At 65.1% G+C, this 16,992-nt stretch carries 17 protein-coding genes and 2 pseudogenes; 2 read left to right on the top strand and 17 right to left on the bottom strand.

What is annotated here, in order from left to right; translation table 11 throughout:
* The 4 genes from ACMO6A_RS01060 to nrfD (ACMO6A_RS01075) form a co-directional block, all read right to left on the bottom strand.
* Positions 1-1,445 (bottom strand): molybdopterin-dependent oxidoreductase (locus ACMO6A_RS01060; RefSeq protein WP_418470661.1); only part of this gene is annotated, 1,445 nt, incomplete at its 3' end.
* Positions 1,446-1,902: 457 nt separating this feature from the next.
* On the bottom strand, positions 1,903-2,907 hold the full coding sequence (locus ACMO6A_RS01065) for a slipin family protein (protein WP_009608996.1): 1,005 nt from the start codon (positions 2,905-2,907) through the stop codon (positions 1,903-1,905).
* A 33-nt stretch (positions 2,908-2,940) separates the two neighbouring features.
* Positions 2,941-3,336 carry a GntR family transcriptional regulator gene (locus ACMO6A_RS01070; RefSeq protein WP_009608997.1) on the bottom strand — a complete coding sequence of 132 codons (396 nt, stop codon included), beginning with the start codon at positions 3,334-3,336 and terminating at the stop codon, positions 2,941-2,943.
* A 13-nt stretch (positions 3,337-3,349) separates the two neighbouring features.
* A complete protein-coding gene (nrfD, locus tag ACMO6A_RS01075; RefSeq protein WP_009609004.1) occupies positions 3,350-4,333 on the bottom strand; it encodes an NrfD/PsrC family molybdoenzyme membrane anchor subunit in 984 nt (327 codons plus the stop codon).
* 263 nt (positions 4,334-4,596) lie between these two features.
* Between nrfD (ACMO6A_RS01075) and ACMO6A_RS01080 the strand changes: the two genes are divergently transcribed.
* Together ACMO6A_RS01080 and ACMO6A_RS01085 are read left to right on the top strand one after the other, a co-directional pair.
* A complete protein-coding gene (locus tag ACMO6A_RS01080; protein ID WP_009305079.1) occupies positions 4,597-5,271 on the top strand; it encodes a YczE/YyaS/YitT family protein in 675 nt (224 codons plus the stop codon).
* The gene (locus tag ACMO6A_RS01085) at positions 5,268-6,326 is read left to right on the top strand and encodes a lactonase family protein (RefSeq protein WP_009608999.1); all 1,059 of its coding nucleotides are present in this window, start codon (positions 5,268-5,270) and stop codon (positions 6,324-6,326) included. Before ACMO6A_RS01080 ends, ACMO6A_RS01085 begins: the two co-directional genes overlap by 4 nt.
* A gap of 375 nt (positions 6,327-6,701) precedes the next feature.
* Here the strand turns inward: ACMO6A_RS01085 and ACMO6A_RS01090 are convergent, their stop codons facing one another.
* From ACMO6A_RS01090 to ACMO6A_RS01150, 13 genes and pseudogenes are all read right to left on the bottom strand, one after another.
* Complete coding sequence (locus tag ACMO6A_RS01090; RefSeq protein ID WP_418470662.1) at positions 6,702-7,400, bottom strand: TorD/DmsD family molecular chaperone; 699 nt, start codon at positions 7,398-7,400, stop codon at positions 6,702-6,704.
* Positions 7,390-7,839, bottom strand: coding sequence for a DUF4405 domain-containing protein (locus ACMO6A_RS01095; RefSeq protein ID WP_009305082.1), 450 nt, complete (start codon positions 7,837-7,839; stop codon positions 7,390-7,392). The genes ACMO6A_RS01090 and ACMO6A_RS01095 overlap by 11 nt, the downstream gene beginning before the upstream one ends.
* Positions 7,840-7,845: 6 nt before the next feature.
* Positions 7,846-8,202 (bottom strand): hypothetical protein, encoded by a 357-nt coding sequence (locus tag ACMO6A_RS01100; RefSeq protein ID WP_009305083.1) that lies wholly within the window; start codon positions 8,200-8,202, stop codon positions 7,846-7,848.
* Between the two features lie 62 nt (positions 8,203-8,264).
* Positions 8,265-9,491 (bottom strand): NrfD/PsrC family molybdoenzyme membrane anchor subunit, encoded by a 1,227-nt coding sequence (gene nrfD, locus ACMO6A_RS01105; RefSeq protein WP_009305084.1) that lies wholly within the window; start codon positions 9,489-9,491, stop codon positions 8,265-8,267.
* Between the two features lie 18 nt (positions 9,492-9,509).
* Positions 9,510-10,136 carry a 4Fe-4S dicluster domain-containing protein gene (locus tag ACMO6A_RS01110; RefSeq protein WP_009305085.1) on the bottom strand — a complete coding sequence of 209 codons (627 nt, stop codon included), beginning with the start codon at positions 10,134-10,136 and terminating at the stop codon, positions 9,510-9,512.
* On the bottom strand, positions 10,136-10,567 hold the full coding sequence (locus tag ACMO6A_RS01115) for a molybdopterin dinucleotide binding domain-containing protein (RefSeq protein WP_418470663.1): 432 nt from the start codon (positions 10,565-10,567) through the stop codon (positions 10,136-10,138). The genes ACMO6A_RS01110 and ACMO6A_RS01115 overlap by 1 nt, the downstream gene beginning before the upstream one ends.
* A gap of 19 nt (positions 10,568-10,586) precedes the next feature.
* Positions 10,587-12,569, bottom strand: coding sequence for a molybdopterin-dependent oxidoreductase (locus tag ACMO6A_RS01120; RefSeq protein WP_418470664.1), 1,983 nt, complete (start codon positions 12,567-12,569; stop codon positions 10,587-10,589).
* A gap of 18 nt (positions 12,570-12,587) precedes the next feature.
* Positions 12,588-12,656 (bottom strand): annotated as a pseudogene (locus tag ACMO6A_RS01125) (twin-arginine translocation signal domain-containing protein); the annotation flags it as partial.
* Between the two features lie 574 nt (positions 12,657-13,230).
* The gene (locus ACMO6A_RS01130) at positions 13,231-13,632 is read right to left on the bottom strand and encodes a GntR family transcriptional regulator (protein WP_009305087.1); all 402 of its coding nucleotides are present in this window, start codon (positions 13,630-13,632) and stop codon (positions 13,231-13,233) included.
* 6 nt (positions 13,633-13,638) lie between these two features.
* Positions 13,639-14,610 carry a slipin family protein gene (locus ACMO6A_RS01135; protein WP_009609162.1) on the bottom strand — a complete coding sequence of 324 codons (972 nt, stop codon included), beginning with the start codon at positions 14,608-14,610 and terminating at the stop codon, positions 13,639-13,641.
* 12 nt (positions 14,611-14,622) lie between these two features.
* On the bottom strand, positions 14,623-15,537 hold the full coding sequence (gene nrfD / locus ACMO6A_RS01140; RefSeq protein WP_009609169.1) for an NrfD/PsrC family molybdoenzyme membrane anchor subunit: 915 nt from the start codon (positions 15,535-15,537) through the stop codon (positions 14,623-14,625).
* A gap of 311 nt (positions 15,538-15,848) precedes the next feature.
* Positions 15,849-16,691: a DUF4097 family beta strand repeat-containing protein gene (locus tag ACMO6A_RS01145; RefSeq protein WP_009609167.1), complete on the bottom strand. Its 843-nt coding sequence runs from the start codon at positions 16,689-16,691 to the stop codon at positions 15,849-15,851.
* Positions 16,692-16,706: 15 nt separating this feature from the next.
* A pseudogene (locus ACMO6A_RS01150) lies at positions 16,707-16,992 on the bottom strand (XRE family transcriptional regulator); the annotation flags it as partial.

Here is a 16,992-nt window from a genome sequence, read left to right on the forward strand (position 1 = left end):
CAGAAGCTGGCACCGGGAGTTCCCAACATGTAGGCTTTCACGTTGTAGCCCACCATGCCCGTCGATGGGCTGCCGCAGATGGAAGCGCCCGGCTTACCGGCGTTGCCGGTCAGAGCCGCAAGGAACGCGAGGTTCTTGAAGTTGTGATGGGAGTTCGCATGGTGTCCGAGTCCCTGGAACGTCATGACGTACACGGGGCCTTCGGTGGCATACACGCGGGCCAGTTCCTCGATCTGCTCCTTCGGGAGATCGCAAATGTCCGCAGCCCTCTCGACGGTGTATTCGGAGATGCTCTCCTTGACAACTTGGTAGACCGGTTTCACGGCGAAACCCTGCACCTCGAACGATCCTTCGATGGCGGGCTTCTGCGCGGCATCGGCGGTCGCAGGTGCGCCGGCAGCCTCGTCCCACACCGCAACCGGATCGATCACGGTGGGCTTGCCCGTGCGAGGATCCACCGGACCCTCGGTGGCAGGCGTGCCCAGATCGCTCATGTGAAGGTACGTGCCGTCCTCCTTCACCAAGAACGGAGACACCGTGCTGCTTCGCATGAACTCTTCGTCCATCAAGCCGTTCTCGATAATATGATTAGCCATGGCCAGCATGAGCGCGCCGTCAGTGCCCGGCCGGACGGGAACGTAGACGTCGGAGTGCATGGCCGACGCGGTGAACTGCGGGTCGATGGTGATGAGCTTTGCGCCCTTCTCGCGCGCATCGCACACGAACTGCCACGCATGCACGTACGCTTCCGCCGGATTGCCGCCCCAAGAGATAATGGTCTTGGCGTTGGCGGCATCCACGAAGTCGTTGCCCGAAATCCCCAGCAGCGTCGACTGCTCATGCTGCTGCGCCGTATCGGCACCGGCTCCCAGTACCGAGCCCCCGACGGCCGTGATGAAGCGACCGTAGGCAACGGACATGTAGCCTGCCATCGCACCGTTCAGAACGCCGTACGAACCATACGAGGACCAAACGGCAACCGATGTGCCACCGTAATCTTTTATGGCCGCGCCCATCTTCTCCGCGATGGTGCTAACAGCCTCGTCCCAGCTGATGCGCTCCCACTCGCCCGCTCCGCGCTCCCCGACGCGCTTCATGGGGTACTTGAGCCGGTCGGTATCGTACACACGCTGCGGCTGGCTGAACCCCTTCACGCAGAAGCGCTTGCGGACGGCATCCTCGCCGGGCATATCCATGGGACGGGCTTTGACCACCTTGCCCTCGCGCACCGTCACCTCCAAGGGGCAGCGGCTACCGCAGTTGCCGCGGCATGCGCTCCTGAACGTCTGCTCGCCATCGGCGGATGAACTTCCCTCCGCATTCGCCGGCATCGGCGCCAGCGCAGCGCCCGTGCCTGCGACAGCCGCGACGGCCGTGACGGCACCCGTCGTCTTCAGGAAGCCTCTACGCGTGAGTCCGCCGAGCGGGCTCTTCGTTTCAGACATGTCTCCTCCTCCATTCATGTTGCAGAATGCCTGGGGATCATCGTAAGAAGGTGAGTGTTCCGCGTACGGGTATCCCCCTCCGGCTGCATGGGTGCGCGTGCGCTCCGATACAGGTTCCGATATTCCCCCTCATATCAGAATCGGCCGATTCCTTCTTGTCATAGTCTGCCATACGTCACTATGATTATCAATAACAATGTATGACAGGATATGACAGGAAGTTATACTATTTTGAGGATATAGAGGTTGAACTGGGAGTATAAAGGGTTATCATGGAGGTTACAGTATGAGAGCCGACTGCGGCATTCGGCCGCAGCCTAGCTCATATAGTAGCCAAAATCGGCGCGTTTCGCACCTTTGGCTCGCATGTTGGCCGCTGCCGAAGAGGCCACTGGCCTGAAGCCCTTCAACCAAGGAGCTTCGTTGCGCACTTAGGAGACGCCGCTCGAAGCCCGCGCTACTCCCCCGCTGCGGGCCTTCCCGCGGTCGCCGCACCCCCGGTTTCAGGCGCGAAACCCTCGCTGAAGGCGCTGGGGATGACCAGCGTGCCGCCCGACTGCTCGACGCTTTCGTAGGCCAGATGCATCGTGCGCAACTTCATGGCGTCCTGATCGCCGGCGTACACTTCGGAGGCGTCCTTCAGCATCTCGGAGATGTCCTTCTCGGCCTCGGCCAGCACCATGCGGGCGTTCTTCTTGCGCTCGGCCACGGCCTCCATGGCCATGGCCTCCTGCAGCTCCTTCGGAACGACGATGTCGCGCACCTCCACGTCGATGATGTCGATACCCCAGGGGCTGAGCTTCTCCTCGATGGCGTCCTTCAGCTCGGCGTCCAGCTGATCGCGTCGCATGGCCACCTCGGCCACGGTGGCGCGCCCGATGGCCTTGCGCATGGCCGTCTGGGCCACCCAGGCCACGGCGGCCGAGTAGTCCTCCACCTCCACGCACGCCTTCTTGGCGCTGAACACCATCCAGAACAGCACGGCGTCCACGTTGATGGGTACGAGGTCGCTCGTGAGCGTCTCCTCGGCGCCGAAGTACGTGGTTGCCACGCGCTGATCGATACGCAGCGTGTAGAACTCGATGATGGGCCAGGTGAACACGAGGCCGGGGCCTGCCACGCGGTTGAACTTGCCGAAGCGCAGCACCACCGCCTTCTCCCACTCCAGCACGATGTGCACCGACGAGGACGCCAGCCACCCGACGATGGCCGCACTTACGAGGGCGACGAGGCCGATCTCCGCGAACGCCGCCTGCGCCGCCGCCAGCACGATGCCGAACGCCAGCACGAACACCACCACGGCGAACACGACGGCTCCGTTGCGCGAGGCGCGGCTGCGGTTGGTCACCGAGCGGATGCCGTCGGGGGCGCCGCGGCCGTCGGAATACGCGGGCATGGCGCCCGTCGAGAACCCCGTCGGCCCGACGCCCGCTTCCGCGCCTGCTCGCTTGTCGCGTTTCATCGTTCGATCTCCCTTCGCGTTCGGGCGCGGCCTTTAGCCTGCGTCCCGCTTGGTTTTCGCTTCGTTCAAGCTGAGCGCGAACTGCTGCTCGATGTCCTCCAGCGACATGCCCAGCTCGAAGCAGCGCTTGAGGTACTCGCTCGTGACGATCTCGGCCGTGGACGAGATGCTGACGCCCGGCTTGTCGGACACATCGAGGACAAACGCGCCCTGGCGGCGTTTGGACTGGATGTAGCCGTCCTGCTCGAGGCTCATGTACACCTTGCTCACCGTGTTGTAGTTCACCTCGACGTCCGCGGCGAGGCCGCGCACGGTGGGCAGCTGATCGCCCGGCTTGTAGTACCCCGAGGTGATGAGGTAGATGAACCGGTTCTTCAGCTGCAGCCAGATGGGGATGCTGCTCTTCTCGTTTATCTCGAATAGGGCCACGTGTCCGTTCTTTCTATTCCAATCGAAGTTCGAGCCCGGTCGGCTCGCCTTCGGACGTTTGCTCCGCCGCCGCGCCTTCCAGCGCGAGCTCGCGATGCGATCCCGCCTCGGCCAGGGCGGTGCGCATGCTGAACCCGCCCACCAGCACGAGCACGGCCGCCACGGCCAGCCCCGTTCGGCACGCCTCGGAGAAGGAGCCGCGCGCTGACAGCACGCCTTCCACCGCCAGCGGCACGACGAGCCCGCACAGCGCGAAGCCCACCCACCACCACAAAGCCAAGTCGCCCTCCGCAAGACGCTGCGCGGACGCGGCCGCCCCCGGATGATCGTCGGCGAGCGCGAACGCGACGAACAGCGCCGCGGCCACGGCTTCCAGCACGACAATCACGGCGTCGGCGCGCGCGAGCGTGCGGAAAAGCCATGCGATGCCCGCGTCCGCCGGCGCGAAGTACGCCGCCAGCAGAAGCGTCGCGATCCCGCAGGAAAGCGACGACAGCAGGAACAGCACGGGCACGAGCGGAGAGCTCCACAAGGCCACCGCGCCCGTGTTCTGCAGCAGCAGGCCGGTGTACAGCATGACCACAACGGCCACGACCGCAGCCGCGGCCTCGACGGCTCGGACCGCTCCGCGCGGCACGCTGGGCAGATAGGCGAACCGCACGGCCACCAGCAGCGCCGCGCATGCCGCCAGCCCCGCGAGCGCGTAGGTGCCCACCGTGAGAAACGAGAGCGAGGGCCGCAGCAAGAGCGAGGCGACGCGATCGATGCGCCCGAGGTCGAACAGCAAGAACAGCATGCCGAGCGCGAGCGCCGCGAACCCGGCGAGCATGCCGACGGCCACCGTGCGCTCAAGCGGCATCGCCTCCCCGATGCCGATGCGCGACGCATGCCCGAATGGAGCCCTCACCCACGCGAGGTCGAGGATCGACGCAACCGCGATGGCGCCTGCGCCCGCGCCGCCGAGGAACAGATAGCCCACCGCCAAAACGCTGAACATCGTCCCCCTCCTTCGCCTTCCGCGCGCCCGAGCGCTTTTGCGCTGGGGTCAGTATCGCACAAAACGGAAGCGTTTGATATGACAACGTGTCATACGCGGGGTGGGTCGCGCCAGTCGGCGGCCGCCCTTCCCCGCTGCGTGCCGGGCGCATGGCGAAGCCCTGACAGGTTCCGCACAAAGAGCGGCCGCGAGGTGGGATTGCGGCCCTCCCCGGCCATACTTGGCGAATCGACGGATCATCCCCGCAAGAAAGGCGACGGCTCATGGCGAAATGGATGGACCTGCGCCACACCTACAACCTCAAAGGCAAGCTGCTGCTCTCATGCCTCGGCGTCGTGTGCATCGCGCTGGGCACCACGGTGTGCCGCGTGGGAAACGTGGGCGTCGACCCGTTCACCGCCATGAACCTGGGGTTCAGCGCGCGCGTGGGCATGGACTTCGGCACGTTCCAGCTGCTGGTGAACCTGGCGATCTTGGCGGCGGTGTTCGCGCTGGACAAGTACCAGATAGGCCTGGGCACGCTCATCAACATGGTGGGCGTCGGCTACCTCATCGAGCTGTTCACGTGGCTGCTCGGCTTTCTGCCGAAGTTCGAAGGCCTGGTCAGCGCCGGCGTTCATTTGGTCGTCGGCACGCTGCTGTTCACGCTGGGCGTGTCGCTGTACCTGAAGACGCGCATGGGCGTGGCGCCCATCGACGCCATCGCGCCCATCGCCGCCGAGCGCCTGCCCTTCTCGTACACGGCGTGCCGCATGACGCAGGACATCTCCGTGACCGTCCTGGCGGTGCTGGCGGGCGGGCCTATCGGCGTGTTCACCGTGATCGCCGCGTTCTTCACCGGACCGTTGATCACGGCGTGGAATCGGTTCGCCACGCTGCCGCTGTACCGCCGCTTCGGAATTCTGAACCCCGAGGAACTGGCGGAGGAGCGCTCATGAGCGCCGATGTTGCTCCTGCCCTGCGGCGGCTGTTCGTCGGCAGCTACACCGACGGCGCCGATCGCGGCGGGATCCGCACGATCGCGTTCGGCGAAGGCGGCGGCGAGGCGCACGTCGTGCGCGCGGACGGCTGCGGGGCGAACCCAACCTATCTGGCGCAGCGCGGATCGCTGCTGTTCGCCGCTCACGAGCTGGACTCCTGCGGGCGGATGGCCGCCTACGCCATCGAGCCGGACGGCTCGCTGACCTGCCGCGGAGCGTGCACGGCGCCCTACGATGCGGGCACGTGCTTCGTGCTGCCCGATCCGAACGGACGCAACCTCTTCGGGGCGAACTACTTGAGCGGATCCGTCGCCTGCTGCGCGCTGCTGGACGACGGGCGTCTGGCGGCGGGCGTGCCGTCGCGGCGCCACGAAGGGCGCGGTCTGCGGGACGATCGGCAGGAGGGGCCCCATGTGCACTCGCTGAGCTTCGTGCCGGGAACGCGGCTGCTGGTCGCCGTGGACCTGGGGCTCGACGCGCTTGTGATCTACCAGGTTGACGCGTGCGGAATGCTCGCGCCGACGGCTGCGGAAACCGTGCGCGTGCCGGCAGGGTCGGGGCCGCGCATGGTGGCGTACCACCCGCGTCTGCCGATGGCCGCGCTGGTGAACGAGCTGGCGTGCGACGTGCTGGTGTTCCGAATCGACGAAGGCGGGCTGCATTGGCGGATCGTCGAGCAGCTGAGTCTGCCGCAGGCGCCGAGCGGCGACGCGCTGGCGGCGCATATCGCGTTCTCGCCCGACGGGCGGCAACTGTACGCGTCGGTGCGCGGAAGCGACCAGTTGGTCGTCTTCCCGGTGGATGGCCAAGGACGGGTTGCGGGGCGCTGCGACGTTGCGTCCGGAGGGAAGGGGCCGCGGCACTTTTCGCCGTCGCCCGACGGGCGCTTTCTGGCCGTCGCCAACCTCGCGAGCGACGACGTGCGCCTGTTCGAACGCGATGCCGACGGGATGCTGCGAGCGGTCGCGTGCGTGGACGTGCCACAACCGGCGTGCGTCATCTGGAACGCGTAAGCCGCGAGCGGCGGCCACACAACGGACAACCAAAACGCGCCAAATACTTCGCGCTTTCAACGCACGTGCGATTGCGTCGGCAGAATGTGGCAGAAAATCACGGACTGGGCACGACATAGGCCGATATCGAGATGCTTGACCAGGGATTTCCGCGTTATCAGGCTTCTTCGAAGCCACGAAGCACCCCGATCTGCGCCTGAACCGTGAATCTCTGCCGGATTTCGCCGCCTCGACCGAACGCGAGACGAAGCGGCCGAACAGCCGCGTTACCAATACGGTCGTTTTTTGCCACGCCTCTGACCAGGTAATATACATTGTTTTACCTGGTCAGAGGATCGCGGAAAGATGGCTGGAATCGGCCGGTTTGGCAACGTCCTACCCGACGAGCGCCCCCAAGTAGGCCGCCGCCGCGCGATAGAAGGGATGGCGCGCCTCGGCGGCCAAGCGCTCGGCGAACGCGGGCATCCAGGCTTGGGCGTACCCGGAGAGGAAGGCCTCGTAGGCGGCGGCCGGGCTCCCTCCGGGGAGGCCGGCGCCGTCCGGGGCGCCCTCGGAAGCCGGGGCGCCGGCCGCGCGCAGGGCCAGGCGCTCGAGGAGCTCGCATTCCGTGGCGACGTGGTCGAGGGGCTCGTTGGTGCCCTCGGGGCGGCCGAAGCCGCAGGAGCGCATGAAGCGCTCGACCTCCATGGAGCGGGGGTTCACGAACAAAAGCGGCTGCACCCCGTCGGACTCTGCGGCCCACACGCCCTCGTAGGGCGAGCAGGCTGGCTCGGGCGCCCCGACGAACAGGCGCGTGGCCTCGGGTCGCAGGGCGCGCAGGAGCGCGTCGGCACCAGCAGGACCCGCGGTGTCGGCCGCGCGGGCGGCGGGAGGGCCTGCGGGATCGCCCGCCGCCGCGGGGACCTCCGCGGGCAGGCCCAGCGCGGCCAGGATCTCGCCCGCCGCCTCGTCCCACTCGCCGCCCGCCGCGACTCCGGCCAGCTCCGCGCCCGGGTAGCGCAGGCTCAGCGCCGCGAGCTCCCAGGCGGCGGCGCGGGCCTGCCAGACGCTCGCGTCCGCAACTTCATTTCCCATGACGTTCCCCTTTCCCGTTCTTGAAGAAACCGACCAGCCAGCGCCAATGCGCCACGACGTGCACGAGCAGCAGCGCGAGCAGCGCCTTCGCCGCGATCGCGTGCAGCGGATCCCAGAAGTAGTAGCCGTCCGCGTACAGCCCCAGCGCCGGCAGCACTGCGCCCGACACCATGATCCCCGACACCGTCACCGTCATGAACGCGGCGACGATGAGAAGGTCGAGCGCAAGGTTCCCCGTCCGCGCCCACGAAGGCCGCGCGAACGCAGACCTAACTGCCTCGACGGCCCAGTCGACATGCATCGCGGCATGCGCGAAGAACACGACCAGCACGCCGAGACCCAGCCATTCGTGGATGCCGATGCCCGTGAGAGCCGGGCTCGCCGCGACCAGGTAAACCAGCAAGCACGCCGCATCGACGGCGAGAAGCTTCCTATCCATACGGCATCACCCCACCTTCCGCACGATCAGCACAAGGCCCACGACCAAGGCCACGGGCGCAAGCACCCACAGGTTCAGGCTCGCGTCGGACGCCTGGTAATAGCGCGTGGCCAGCGTGTCCCACGCATGACACTCGGTCGAGGCGCACGACGCCTCCGGGCACGTCATCTCGTGGACGCCGTCGGGCTCGGGCACGTCGTCGAAGCCGTGGCACGACCCCGACGCGCACCCGACGGCCGGGCAGGGGGAATCGGCCTCGATCGGCCGCACCCCCGTCGCAGGCTCGGCCGCGGCACCCGCCGCGAGCACGCACGCGCCCGCGAGCAGGAAGGCGACAAGCGTCACGAGCAGTTTCTTGAACATGGCTTCACCTCGTCAGACAAGGAAGGAGCGCGCGAAGCCGCGCTCCTTCCGAAGCGTCCCTATCAGCGGTCCTGATCAACCGGCTTGAGCGGCAGGTACTTGAGGCCCAGCAGCAGGAGCAAGGCACCCAGGCCGACCACGCCCAGCACGATGCCGAACTCGATCGGCGTCGGCCAGTACACCATGCCCTGGTAGGCGCCCGTCATGCCGGTAGCCCAATCGGTCACCGTGTACTGCGTCATGGGACCGGCGTAGTCGAGGTTCGGGATCTGGAACCCGCCCACCAGCAGCTGCGCTCGCTTGCAGAAGATGCCGACGATGGCCAGCAGGCTGGCGACCACGACGAGCGGGTCCGTGCGCAGCTTCGGCGTGAAGCACACCGCGGCGCACAGCGCGCAGCCGACGACCTCGACCCAGAAGAACGGGGCGAGCGGGCCGGTTGCGAGCATGGCGACGATCTCGGAGCCCGAGCCGCCCGGGAAGCCGGCGGTCAGCAGGTCACAGCCGAAGAAGTACAGGTCGACGACGACGAACGCGCCCAGCATCTTGACGAGCTTGACGACGTTGGCCTGATCGAGCTCGAGGTACCCGGCCTTGCGCAGCGCGATGACCACCACGAGCACCAGCGCCACGCCGCACACCAGCGCCGAGGACACGAACCAGGGCGCGAGCAGGGCGGTGTGCCAGAACTCGTGGGCCTGCTGCAGCCCGAAGATCCAAGCCGTCACCGAATGCACGAGCACGGCGGTGACCAGCGCGACGACCGAGATCACGCGCAGGGCTTTCTCCGACACCTTGCCCGCCTCGGCGCGCAGCGTCGCCCACAGGTACACGACGGACAGGATGAGGTAGATCGAGATGACCGCGATGTCCCACATGAGCGGGCTGCCCAGGTTCGAGTACGCGAACAGCTCCCACAGGCGAAGCGGCTGGCCGAGGTCGATCACCACGAAGCCCACGGCCAGCACCGTGCAGCAGATGGACGTCCACACGGCGATCTTCGAGATGCCGCCGAAGCCCTTCATGCCGAAGGCGCGCGGCACCGAGCTGATGATCAGGCCGCCGGCCGACAGACCCACGAGGAACATGAACATAGTGATGTAGAGGCCCCACGAGTCGAAGTTGCGCATACCCGTTTGGACGAGGCCGCCGGAGAGCTGCATGCCCCAGAGGGCCAGCCCCGCGACGGTGACGACCGCCGCCACGACGATGCCGATGTTGAGCCCCTTGCCCCCGAATCTGGCAGCAGGAGCCTTGGCGGCAGGCGCCGCCTGAGTGTTCTCAGACATTTCATTCTCCCTTTCTGCTTAAACGAGGTAGTAGACGGAGGGGTTCGTGCCGCGCTCGGGCAGAAGCTGCTTATGGGCGCGTTCGCGAAGAAGGCGCGACACCTCGGATTCGGGATCGTTGAAATCGCCGAAGAAGCGCACCCGTCCGGGACATACCTCCACGCAAGCCGGCTGCAAACCCTTCGCCAGCCGATGCCAGCACATCGTGCACTTCTCCACCACGTGCTTCTGATGCGTCGCCACGTCGGCATCGCCCATAGCATGGCCGATCGCATGCTTCGGCTCTTCCCAGTTGAACGAGCGAACGCCCGTGTACGGACACGCCGACATGCACATGCGGCAACCGATGCACTTATCGTAGTCCTGACGAACCGCACCGGTTTCAGGATCTTTGTACGTTGCTCCAACAGGGCACACCTTCACGCACGCAGGATTCTCGCAATGCTGGCACGCAACAGCGATATTCTCCATCGTCAAATTCGGGTATGCTCCCGCCGGAGTGTCGGGATTGTCCCCGCCATCCGTCAAGATGCGGTTCCACCAAACACCGTCAGGCAAGTTGTTCTCCACTTTGCACGCCACCGCACACGAAGCGCAGGCAACGCACCCTTTCATATCTATGACCATACCCAGCCGCTCGGCCATTATCGAGCACCCCCTTCATTCCACACGCGAATCTCGCAAAGCACGTCCATGAAGTTGTTGTTCACCGCGAACACATCGAACTCCGTGGAGCTCAGCTCCGACCAACCGCCCGCCTTATGCTGCGACAGCTGCCATCCCTTGGGATACACCAACATGCCAGGTCGAATAGCTTGCGAATACACCGCCTTGGCAACAGCGAAGCCACGATCGTTGTAGCACTCGACGTAATCTCCGTCAGAAATGCCGCGCGCCTCGGCATCGGCGGGATTGATCTTCACGTACGGCTCGGGATCAAGCTCGCGCAACAGCGGCGTGCTGAACCATTGGGAGTGAACGCGGTATCGGGGACGCTCGCTCATGAGAACAAGCGGGTACTTTTTGTACAACTCGTTTTCCGGCCACGCCTCGAGCGGCGGGAACCAGCGAGCCATGCGCTCGCGATCGATCTCTTCAGGAGTAGGCGTCTTGGTAGTGGCCGCGCGAGGCATCGGCATCTCGCGATAGAACTCGAAGCGACCCGATGCCGTGCCGAATTTCCCATCCGCATACGCGATATGGGGATCCGTCTCCGCATCTCCGGGAATGAAGCGTATCTGCTTTTTTTTCACGCAGGTTGCCCATGTCCATACCCAGGGCCTTGCCCATATCGGTGTCGTACATTTCTTCGAGGATTCCACCGTTGTCAAGCTTGAAATAATCGCCGAGCCCCAGCTTCTGCGCAAGCTCCGTCACGATTTGCGGATCGGGCTTGCTCTCGTAAAGCGGATCGATAGCCTTCTCGCTGTAGTGCAGCGAGGAGCACTGACCCGCATTCGCAACCTCCTCCAGTTCGAACCACTGGGCGATGGGAAGCACCATGTCGGCGTAGCGTGCGGAATCGGTCATGACCGAATCCGCCACCACGACGTATTCCATAGCCGGAATAATGACATCGGTCCACGCATGCGTGTCGGTGTGGGTGTTCAGCGGATTGGCCGAATACATCCACAGCATTTTGATCTGCGCGGGCTTGCCGCCGAACTTGCCGGTTTCCACCACGTTCTTCAGGTCGACGCTGGGAATGGCAAAACCCGTGCTGGGACCGTTGGGGGCAGCATACGCGGGATTGACCCCCATATGGACGCCCCAGAACGCACCGTAAGAAGCTCCCGGCTTGCCCAAATTGCCCAACAGGGCGCAAAGGGTAAGACCCGCCATCGTGGTATGGCCGCCGTTGTTGTACGCCTGGGGACCATAGCCTTCATAGTGGTACACCGGGGTGTCCATGCAGATTTCGGCCAGCTCGTAAATGTCATCGACCGATACTTCGGTAAGCTCCGAAACCTTCTCGGGCGAATGATCGAGGATCTCCTCTTTCAGCAGCGCATACGCCGTGCGACACTTCACACCGTCGAGCTCGTACGATCCTTCGATGTCGGGCGCAGACGTTTCGTCGACAGAAACGAGTTCGCCGTTCGAGAGAACCATGTACGGATCGTCCATGACCTCCTTGCCCGTGGTAGGATTCATCACGCCGGTGGGAACCGGGGCGATGCCGGTGTCGCTTCTGCGCACGAACATGCCCGTATCGCTGCGCACCAAGAACGGTGCGACGGTATGCTGTTGCAAATACGCCACATCCTGCGCGTCCTTTTCCAAAACCACGTTCATGAGAGCGTACTTCAGCAGCGTGTCGCTACCGGGGCGAATGGGAATCCACCTGTCGGCTTTTGAGGCGATCTGCGTGTACACCGGATCGATAACCACCAGCTTGGTGCCGCCCTGCATGGCCTCCTTGACCAGGTGCCAGTTCTGAACCTGCGCGTCGGTAATATTGGCGCCCCACACCACTATGGTCTTCGCGTTCTTGGCATCGGTCGGCTCATTGCCTTCCCACATCTGCAGACCCATCAAAGGGCTGATGTACAAGCCGGCAACCGCCTGCATGCCGTAATAACTGCCCATATCGAGGCAAGCGCCGATGCTGCTAGCATTCATAAGAGAGGAAAGTCGGCCGTACGCGCTCGTGATCGCGCACGACTGATTGCCTGAAGCGGTAAGGAACGCCACGGCGCTCTCGCCAAATTCGGTCTGGATAGACTTGATCTTCCCGGCGATCTCGTCAAGTGCTTCGTCCCAACTCACACGTTCCCACTCGCCTGCACCGCGTTCGGTTCCCTCCACGCGTCGCATTGGATACTGCAAGCGCGCCGGATCGTAGATTCTATGCACATGCGAAAGTCCTCGCTGGCAAATGCGATCGTAGCATTTCTCGTTGTACGGAGCACGCGAGGTTTTGACCACTTTTCCGTCTCTCACATGCACGTTCAAGTGGCAGAACGCGAAACAGTTGGGACGGCATACTCCGCGGAAGATCCGTTCCTGCTCGCTCTCTTTTTGACCTGATTCGTAATCGGCCGCCAACGCCTGCAGCGTCGGCGTCGCGACGCCCATCACGGCAGCCGCGCCTGCGACGGCGCCGGTTGCTTTCAGGAAGCTTCTGCGCGTGAGCCCGCTGTGCGAGCTGGTTGCTCCTGACATCTTTCCTCCTCAAAGATCGTGTCAGGATATCCCCTTTGCGGATGGTGTCGGGAAAACGGCTCGACGAGCAGACGTCTTTCGCGCAACGCCTTCGAACCCCTCGTCCCCAAGCGCACTCTTATCGGATATCCCCCTGTTGCTCCTGATAAGAATTGGCCAAATCCTTGTGACTGTCACATTATCACAATGCATTGCGACAATCAATCTAATAAACATGCCTACTTCGAGGATAAATGATGCTGGAAACGGTAGGATATTTATCGGTTCATCAAGCGATACGGTACAGATGTTTCACGTGAAACATCTGTACCTGGACGAAACCGGCATTGTGACACTTTGCGGATCGACAATGCAGAGAGGGACGGCGGGACGAATCGGCTGACGTCGTACAGGGTGCTTCGCGGACGCCCTCACCCCCCTCTCTCTTGGCGCGACAGAGACGCGCCGATGCGCGCGCCGAACACCGCACCGGTCGCATATCGCGAGCATCGCGAATCGCCGCGACACAAGTTTCTTCGTCCACAAGCAAAGGCTCGCGCCCAAGAGGGTACAGCGCCCGCCCAGCGCGGGTCGCCTACGCCCGCGTCAGGCTTTTCTGGGCCAGCCGGGCTTGGACCAGGGCCAGGATGTCGTCATCGGCCATGCCGGCGTTGGCGCAGGTGCGGATCAGGTCGTCCGCCAACAGCTCGACGGGGTTGTCGGCGGCGAGGGCGGCGCCCACGGCGTGGCGCTCGGCCACGAACGTGCCCCTCCCCTTGCGCGTGGAGATGTACCCCTCTCGCTCCAAATCCATGTAGGCGCGGTTCACGGTGTTGTAGCTGATATCGAGGTCGACGGCCAGCGAGCGCACCGTGGGAAGCTGGTCGCCCGCTTTGTACTCGCCTGAGCCGATGAGGTACGCGATGCGGTTCTTCACCTGGATCCACACCGGCAGGCCGCTGTTGTAGTCGAGTTCGAATGAGGCGAGCGGGTTCATGGAAGCCTATCTCTCAGTAGTTCGGTCGCCGTTCATCATAGCACTATCCGTGAAGCCGTCGCTCATCGCGGTGGGCACGGTGACCACGGTGCCCTTGGATTTCTTCACCGTGTCGTACTGCATGAGCATAGTGCGCAGCTTGAGCGCCGCCTCCGGGTCGCCGTAGACGCGCGCGGCCTCGGCCAGCATCTCGGCCAGCTCGGCTTCCACGCCGACCACGGTCATGCGCGCGTTCTTCTCGCGGTCGGCCTGCGCTTCCAAGCTCATGACCTCCTGCAGCTCGTCGGGGATCACGATGTCGCGCACCTTCACCGAGATAATGTCCACGCCCCAGCCGGCGGCCTCCTTCTCGATGTCGTCCTTGATCTCGGCGTCCAGCTGGTCGCGGCGCAGCGCCACCTCGGCCACCGTGGAGCGGCCCACCGCCTCGCGCAGCGCCGTCTGGGCGAGGAACGACACGGCCGCGTAGTAGTCCTCCACCTCGGTGCACGCCTTCTCGGCGTCCCACACCACCCAGAACAGCACGGCGTCCACCGTGACGGGCACGAGGTCGGCCGTGAGCGTCTTCTCGGCATAGAAGGGCGTGGCGATGGTGCGCTGGTCCACGCGGATGGTGCCATGCTCGATGACGGGGATGGTGAAGTACAAACCCGGCCCCACGACGCGGTTCAGCTTGCCGAACCGCAGCACCACCACTTTCTCCCAGCTCAACGCGATGTGCGTGGACGACAGCACCAGCAGCGCCGCCAGCAGCATGGCAACGATCGCCTCGATTCCCACGCCTCCCGTCGCCGCGAACGCGATGCCCAGCACCGCGGCGCAGGTGGCGATGAACGTCGCGATGTTGAAGATGACCGCGCCGTTGCGCGACGATTTGCGCGGCACGTAGGACGTGGCCGCCCTGATCTCGGCATCCTTGTCGCGCACGTCGTAGGGGGCGTCCTTCACGAACCGCTCGCCTGCCCGTCGTCTCGCCATCGCACTCGCTCCTTATCCCGTAAGCCCGAACGTCGAAAGCCCGTACAGCGCTTCCGGCATCTGCGTCACATCGTATGCGCCAGCGCCGACGATGCACCAGCGCAGCGCGAACCCTCCCGCTAGCAGCAGCGCCGCTATCCACAGAAGCTGCGTGCGGCTGTTCCCATGCGTGAGGAAGCGCTCCAGCACCAGCGGCACGGCCAGCCCGCACACCGCGAGCACGCCCCAGAACACGGGCGCCAGCTCGCCGAACGCGAGCGCCCGAGCAGCCGCGGCCGTCTCCTCGCCCGCGAACGCGAGCAGCACGAACGCAGACAGGCAGCCAGCCTCGACGACCACGATACCGCCGTCAATCCGCGCGAGCCACACGAGCGGCCCGCGGTACGGGTGCCGCGTCTCCACGAACGAGGCGGCCAGGAACGCCGTCGCGATGCCGCACGACGCCGACGACAGCACGAACAGCACCGGCACGAGCGGCGTGCGCCACAGCAGCACCGACGCGAGGCTTTGCAGCAGCACGCCGGTGTACGTCGCGGTCACCGCCGCCGACAGCGCGCCCGCCGCCGCAAGCGCCAGCACCGCCGCACGCGGCAGGCGCACGGTGTCCAGCAGCGCGCCCAGCGAGAACGCCGCCGCGCAGGCCAATGCCGCGACCAGCGCGAACGATCCCGCCGCCATAGCCGACGGCGTCGGCGAGGAGAGCAGGCCGAGCAAGCGGTCAGGGCGCCCCAAGTCGGCCAGCAGGCACAGCATGCCCGTCGCCAGCGTCACCGCGCACACAGGCCACGCCCGCGCGAAGAACTCCTCCGGCATGGCCAGCGCGCGCCACCGCAGCACGCGGGCGCACTCGAGCACGCACAGGACGGCGAGGGCGCCCGCTCCCGTTCCTCCCAGGAAAAGATAGCTTGTCGTGAGCACGTTGAACACGCGCCGCCCCGCCCCTCGTCCTCGCCCGCAACTCCCCATTGTCGCAATGCAGCAATTCATTGGTATTATAGCACCGCTCGCACAAAACGGACGACAAAGGGGCGAGGGTTTGGCATGCTTCGACACACCAAGTCGAAGCATGCCGTCGTCGTCCTGAGCGCAGCGCCGAAAGTGCGGAGTCGAAGGATCCCGCGCAGCGTCAGCTGGAAGTCTCACGGCTATCGCCGCACGGGATCCTTCGACTCGCTTCGCTCGCTCAGGATGATAGCCTGGGGGTCTTCGCTCGCTCAGGATGGCGAGGGAGGAGCTTCCTAGTCGTCGGCGTCGATGCGGAACTCGCCGCTGGCCAGGCGCGCGTTGACGCTGGCGCTTCCGTCGCCGCTCGTGTACACGTTGCCGTTCTGCGAAAGCGAGAAGGAGCTGCTGAACCGACCAGACGCTTTCTCGATGCGAGCGGTGAAGCCGCTGCTCTCGGGAACGGCCACGCTCACCGAGCCGCTGGCAATATCCGCGTCGATTGCTTTCGGACACGCCTCCCGGCACACGATGCGCGTCTGGCCCGACGCGGTGCGCACGTCCACGCGGTCGGCGAAGCGGCCCTCGACGTCGAGCTGCCCGCTGGCCACGTCGACGCGCAGCTCGTCGGCTTGCAGGTTCTGCCCGTCCACGTCGCCCGAGGCCAGCTTGAGCTTGAGCGTTTCGCAGCCCAGGCCGTTCACGTCGTAGTCGCCCGACGCGCCGTCGATCTCGACGGCGCCCAGGTTCTGGGCGCAGCTTTTCGGGATGCGCACCTGCAGGTCCTTGCGGCCCAGCGCGAAGCACGAGAACCAGGTGCCGTAGTCGATGGACAGCGTGTCGCCGTTCACGGACCAGCGCATCTGCTGCGCCTTCGTCATGCCGCGCGGCGCCGTCTCGACAAGCTCGATGGCATCGCCCTCATCCACGACGTCGATGTTCACCGCGCCGGAGGCCCACTTGACGCTGAGGTTCTTGACGCTGGCCGCGTCCACGTTCGCCGATCCCATTTCCGTTCCTCCCATCATTTTGAAGCGCATGGCCGAGCATCCGCCGAATCCGATGGATCCCAGGATGAGCAAGCCGAGCGCGATGATAAGCGTGATTTTGACGTACGACGCCGTCGTGAGTTTCGTCATGATGCGGCCCTTCCGCTAGCGTCGGTTCGCCCGATAGTTCGGGTCGTTTTCGATGATGTGGGCGATCCAATAGTACAGCGGGATGGTCAGGAAGACGAACCAGCCGGGATGCCACCACCCGAAGAGGAAGCCGCCCCCGAGGAACACGAGCACGCAAAGCACGGGGTACGGGAACGTCGACCAGGGACCGCGCGGGCGGCGCGACTGGGCGTCGTAGGGCTCGGGGGCTTGCGGAGCGTAGGGCGCTTGCGGCTGCGCGGGTTGCGCAGGCTGCTGGGGCATGGGGGCCGCGCCGTAGTAG

The organism is Eggerthella sp. (genome assembly GCF_048329335.1).
Classification (GTDB): Bacteria; Actinomycetota; Coriobacteriia; order Coriobacteriales; family Eggerthellaceae; genus Eggerthella; species Eggerthella lenta.

Excerpts from the sequence above, each read along its gene's own strand:
- ACMO6A_RS01065 (WP_009608996.1), bottom strand. The coding sequence starts at position 2,907 with ATGAAACGCGACAAGCGAGCAGGCGCGGAAGCGGGCGTCGGGCCGACG.
- nrfD (WP_009609004.1), bottom strand. The coding sequence starts at position 4,333 with ATGTTCAGCGTTTTGGCGGTGGGCTATCTGTTCCTCGGCGGCGCGGGC.
- ACMO6A_RS01080 (WP_009305079.1), top strand. The coding sequence starts at position 4,597 with ATGGCGAAATGGATGGACCTGCGCCACACCTACAACCTCAAAGGCAAG.
- ACMO6A_RS01085 (WP_009608999.1), top strand. The coding sequence starts at position 5,268 with ATGAGCGCCGATGTTGCTCCTGCCCTGCGGCGGCTGTTCGTCGGCAGC.
- ACMO6A_RS01090 (WP_418470662.1), bottom strand. The coding sequence starts at position 7,400 with ATGGGAAATGAAGTTGCGGACGCGAGCGTCTGGCAGGCCCGCGCCGCC.
- ACMO6A_RS01095 (WP_009305082.1), bottom strand. The coding sequence starts at position 7,839 with ATGGATAGGAAGCTTCTCGCCGTCGATGCGGCGTGCTTGCTGGTTTAC.
- ACMO6A_RS01100 (WP_009305083.1), bottom strand. The coding sequence starts at position 8,202 with ATGTTCAAGAAACTGCTCGTGACGCTTGTCGCCTTCCTGCTCGCGGGC.
- nrfD (WP_009305084.1), bottom strand. The coding sequence starts at position 9,491 with ATGTCTGAGAACACTCAGGCGGCGCCTGCCGCCAAGGCTCCTGCTGCC.
- ACMO6A_RS01110 (WP_009305085.1), bottom strand. The coding sequence starts at position 10,136 with ATGGCCGAGCGGCTGGGTATGGTCATAGATATGAAAGGGTGCGTTGCC.
- ACMO6A_RS01115 (WP_418470663.1), bottom strand. The coding sequence starts at position 10,567 with ATGGCTCGCTGGTTCCCGCCGCTCGAGGCGTGGCCGGAAAACGAGTTG.
- ACMO6A_RS01120 (WP_418470664.1), bottom strand. The coding sequence starts at position 12,569 with ATGGGCGTCGCGACGCCGACGCTGCAGGCGTTGGCGGCCGATTACGAA.
- ACMO6A_RS01130 (WP_009305087.1), bottom strand. The coding sequence starts at position 13,632 with ATGAACCCGCTCGCCTCATTCGAACTCGACTACAACAGCGGCCTGCCG.
- ACMO6A_RS01135 (WP_009609162.1), bottom strand. The coding sequence starts at position 14,610 with ATGGCGAGACGACGGGCAGGCGAGCGGTTCGTGAAGGACGCCCCCTAC.
- ACMO6A_RS01145 (WP_009609167.1), bottom strand. The coding sequence starts at position 16,691 with ATGACGAAACTCACGACGGCGTCGTACGTCAAAATCACGCTTATCATC.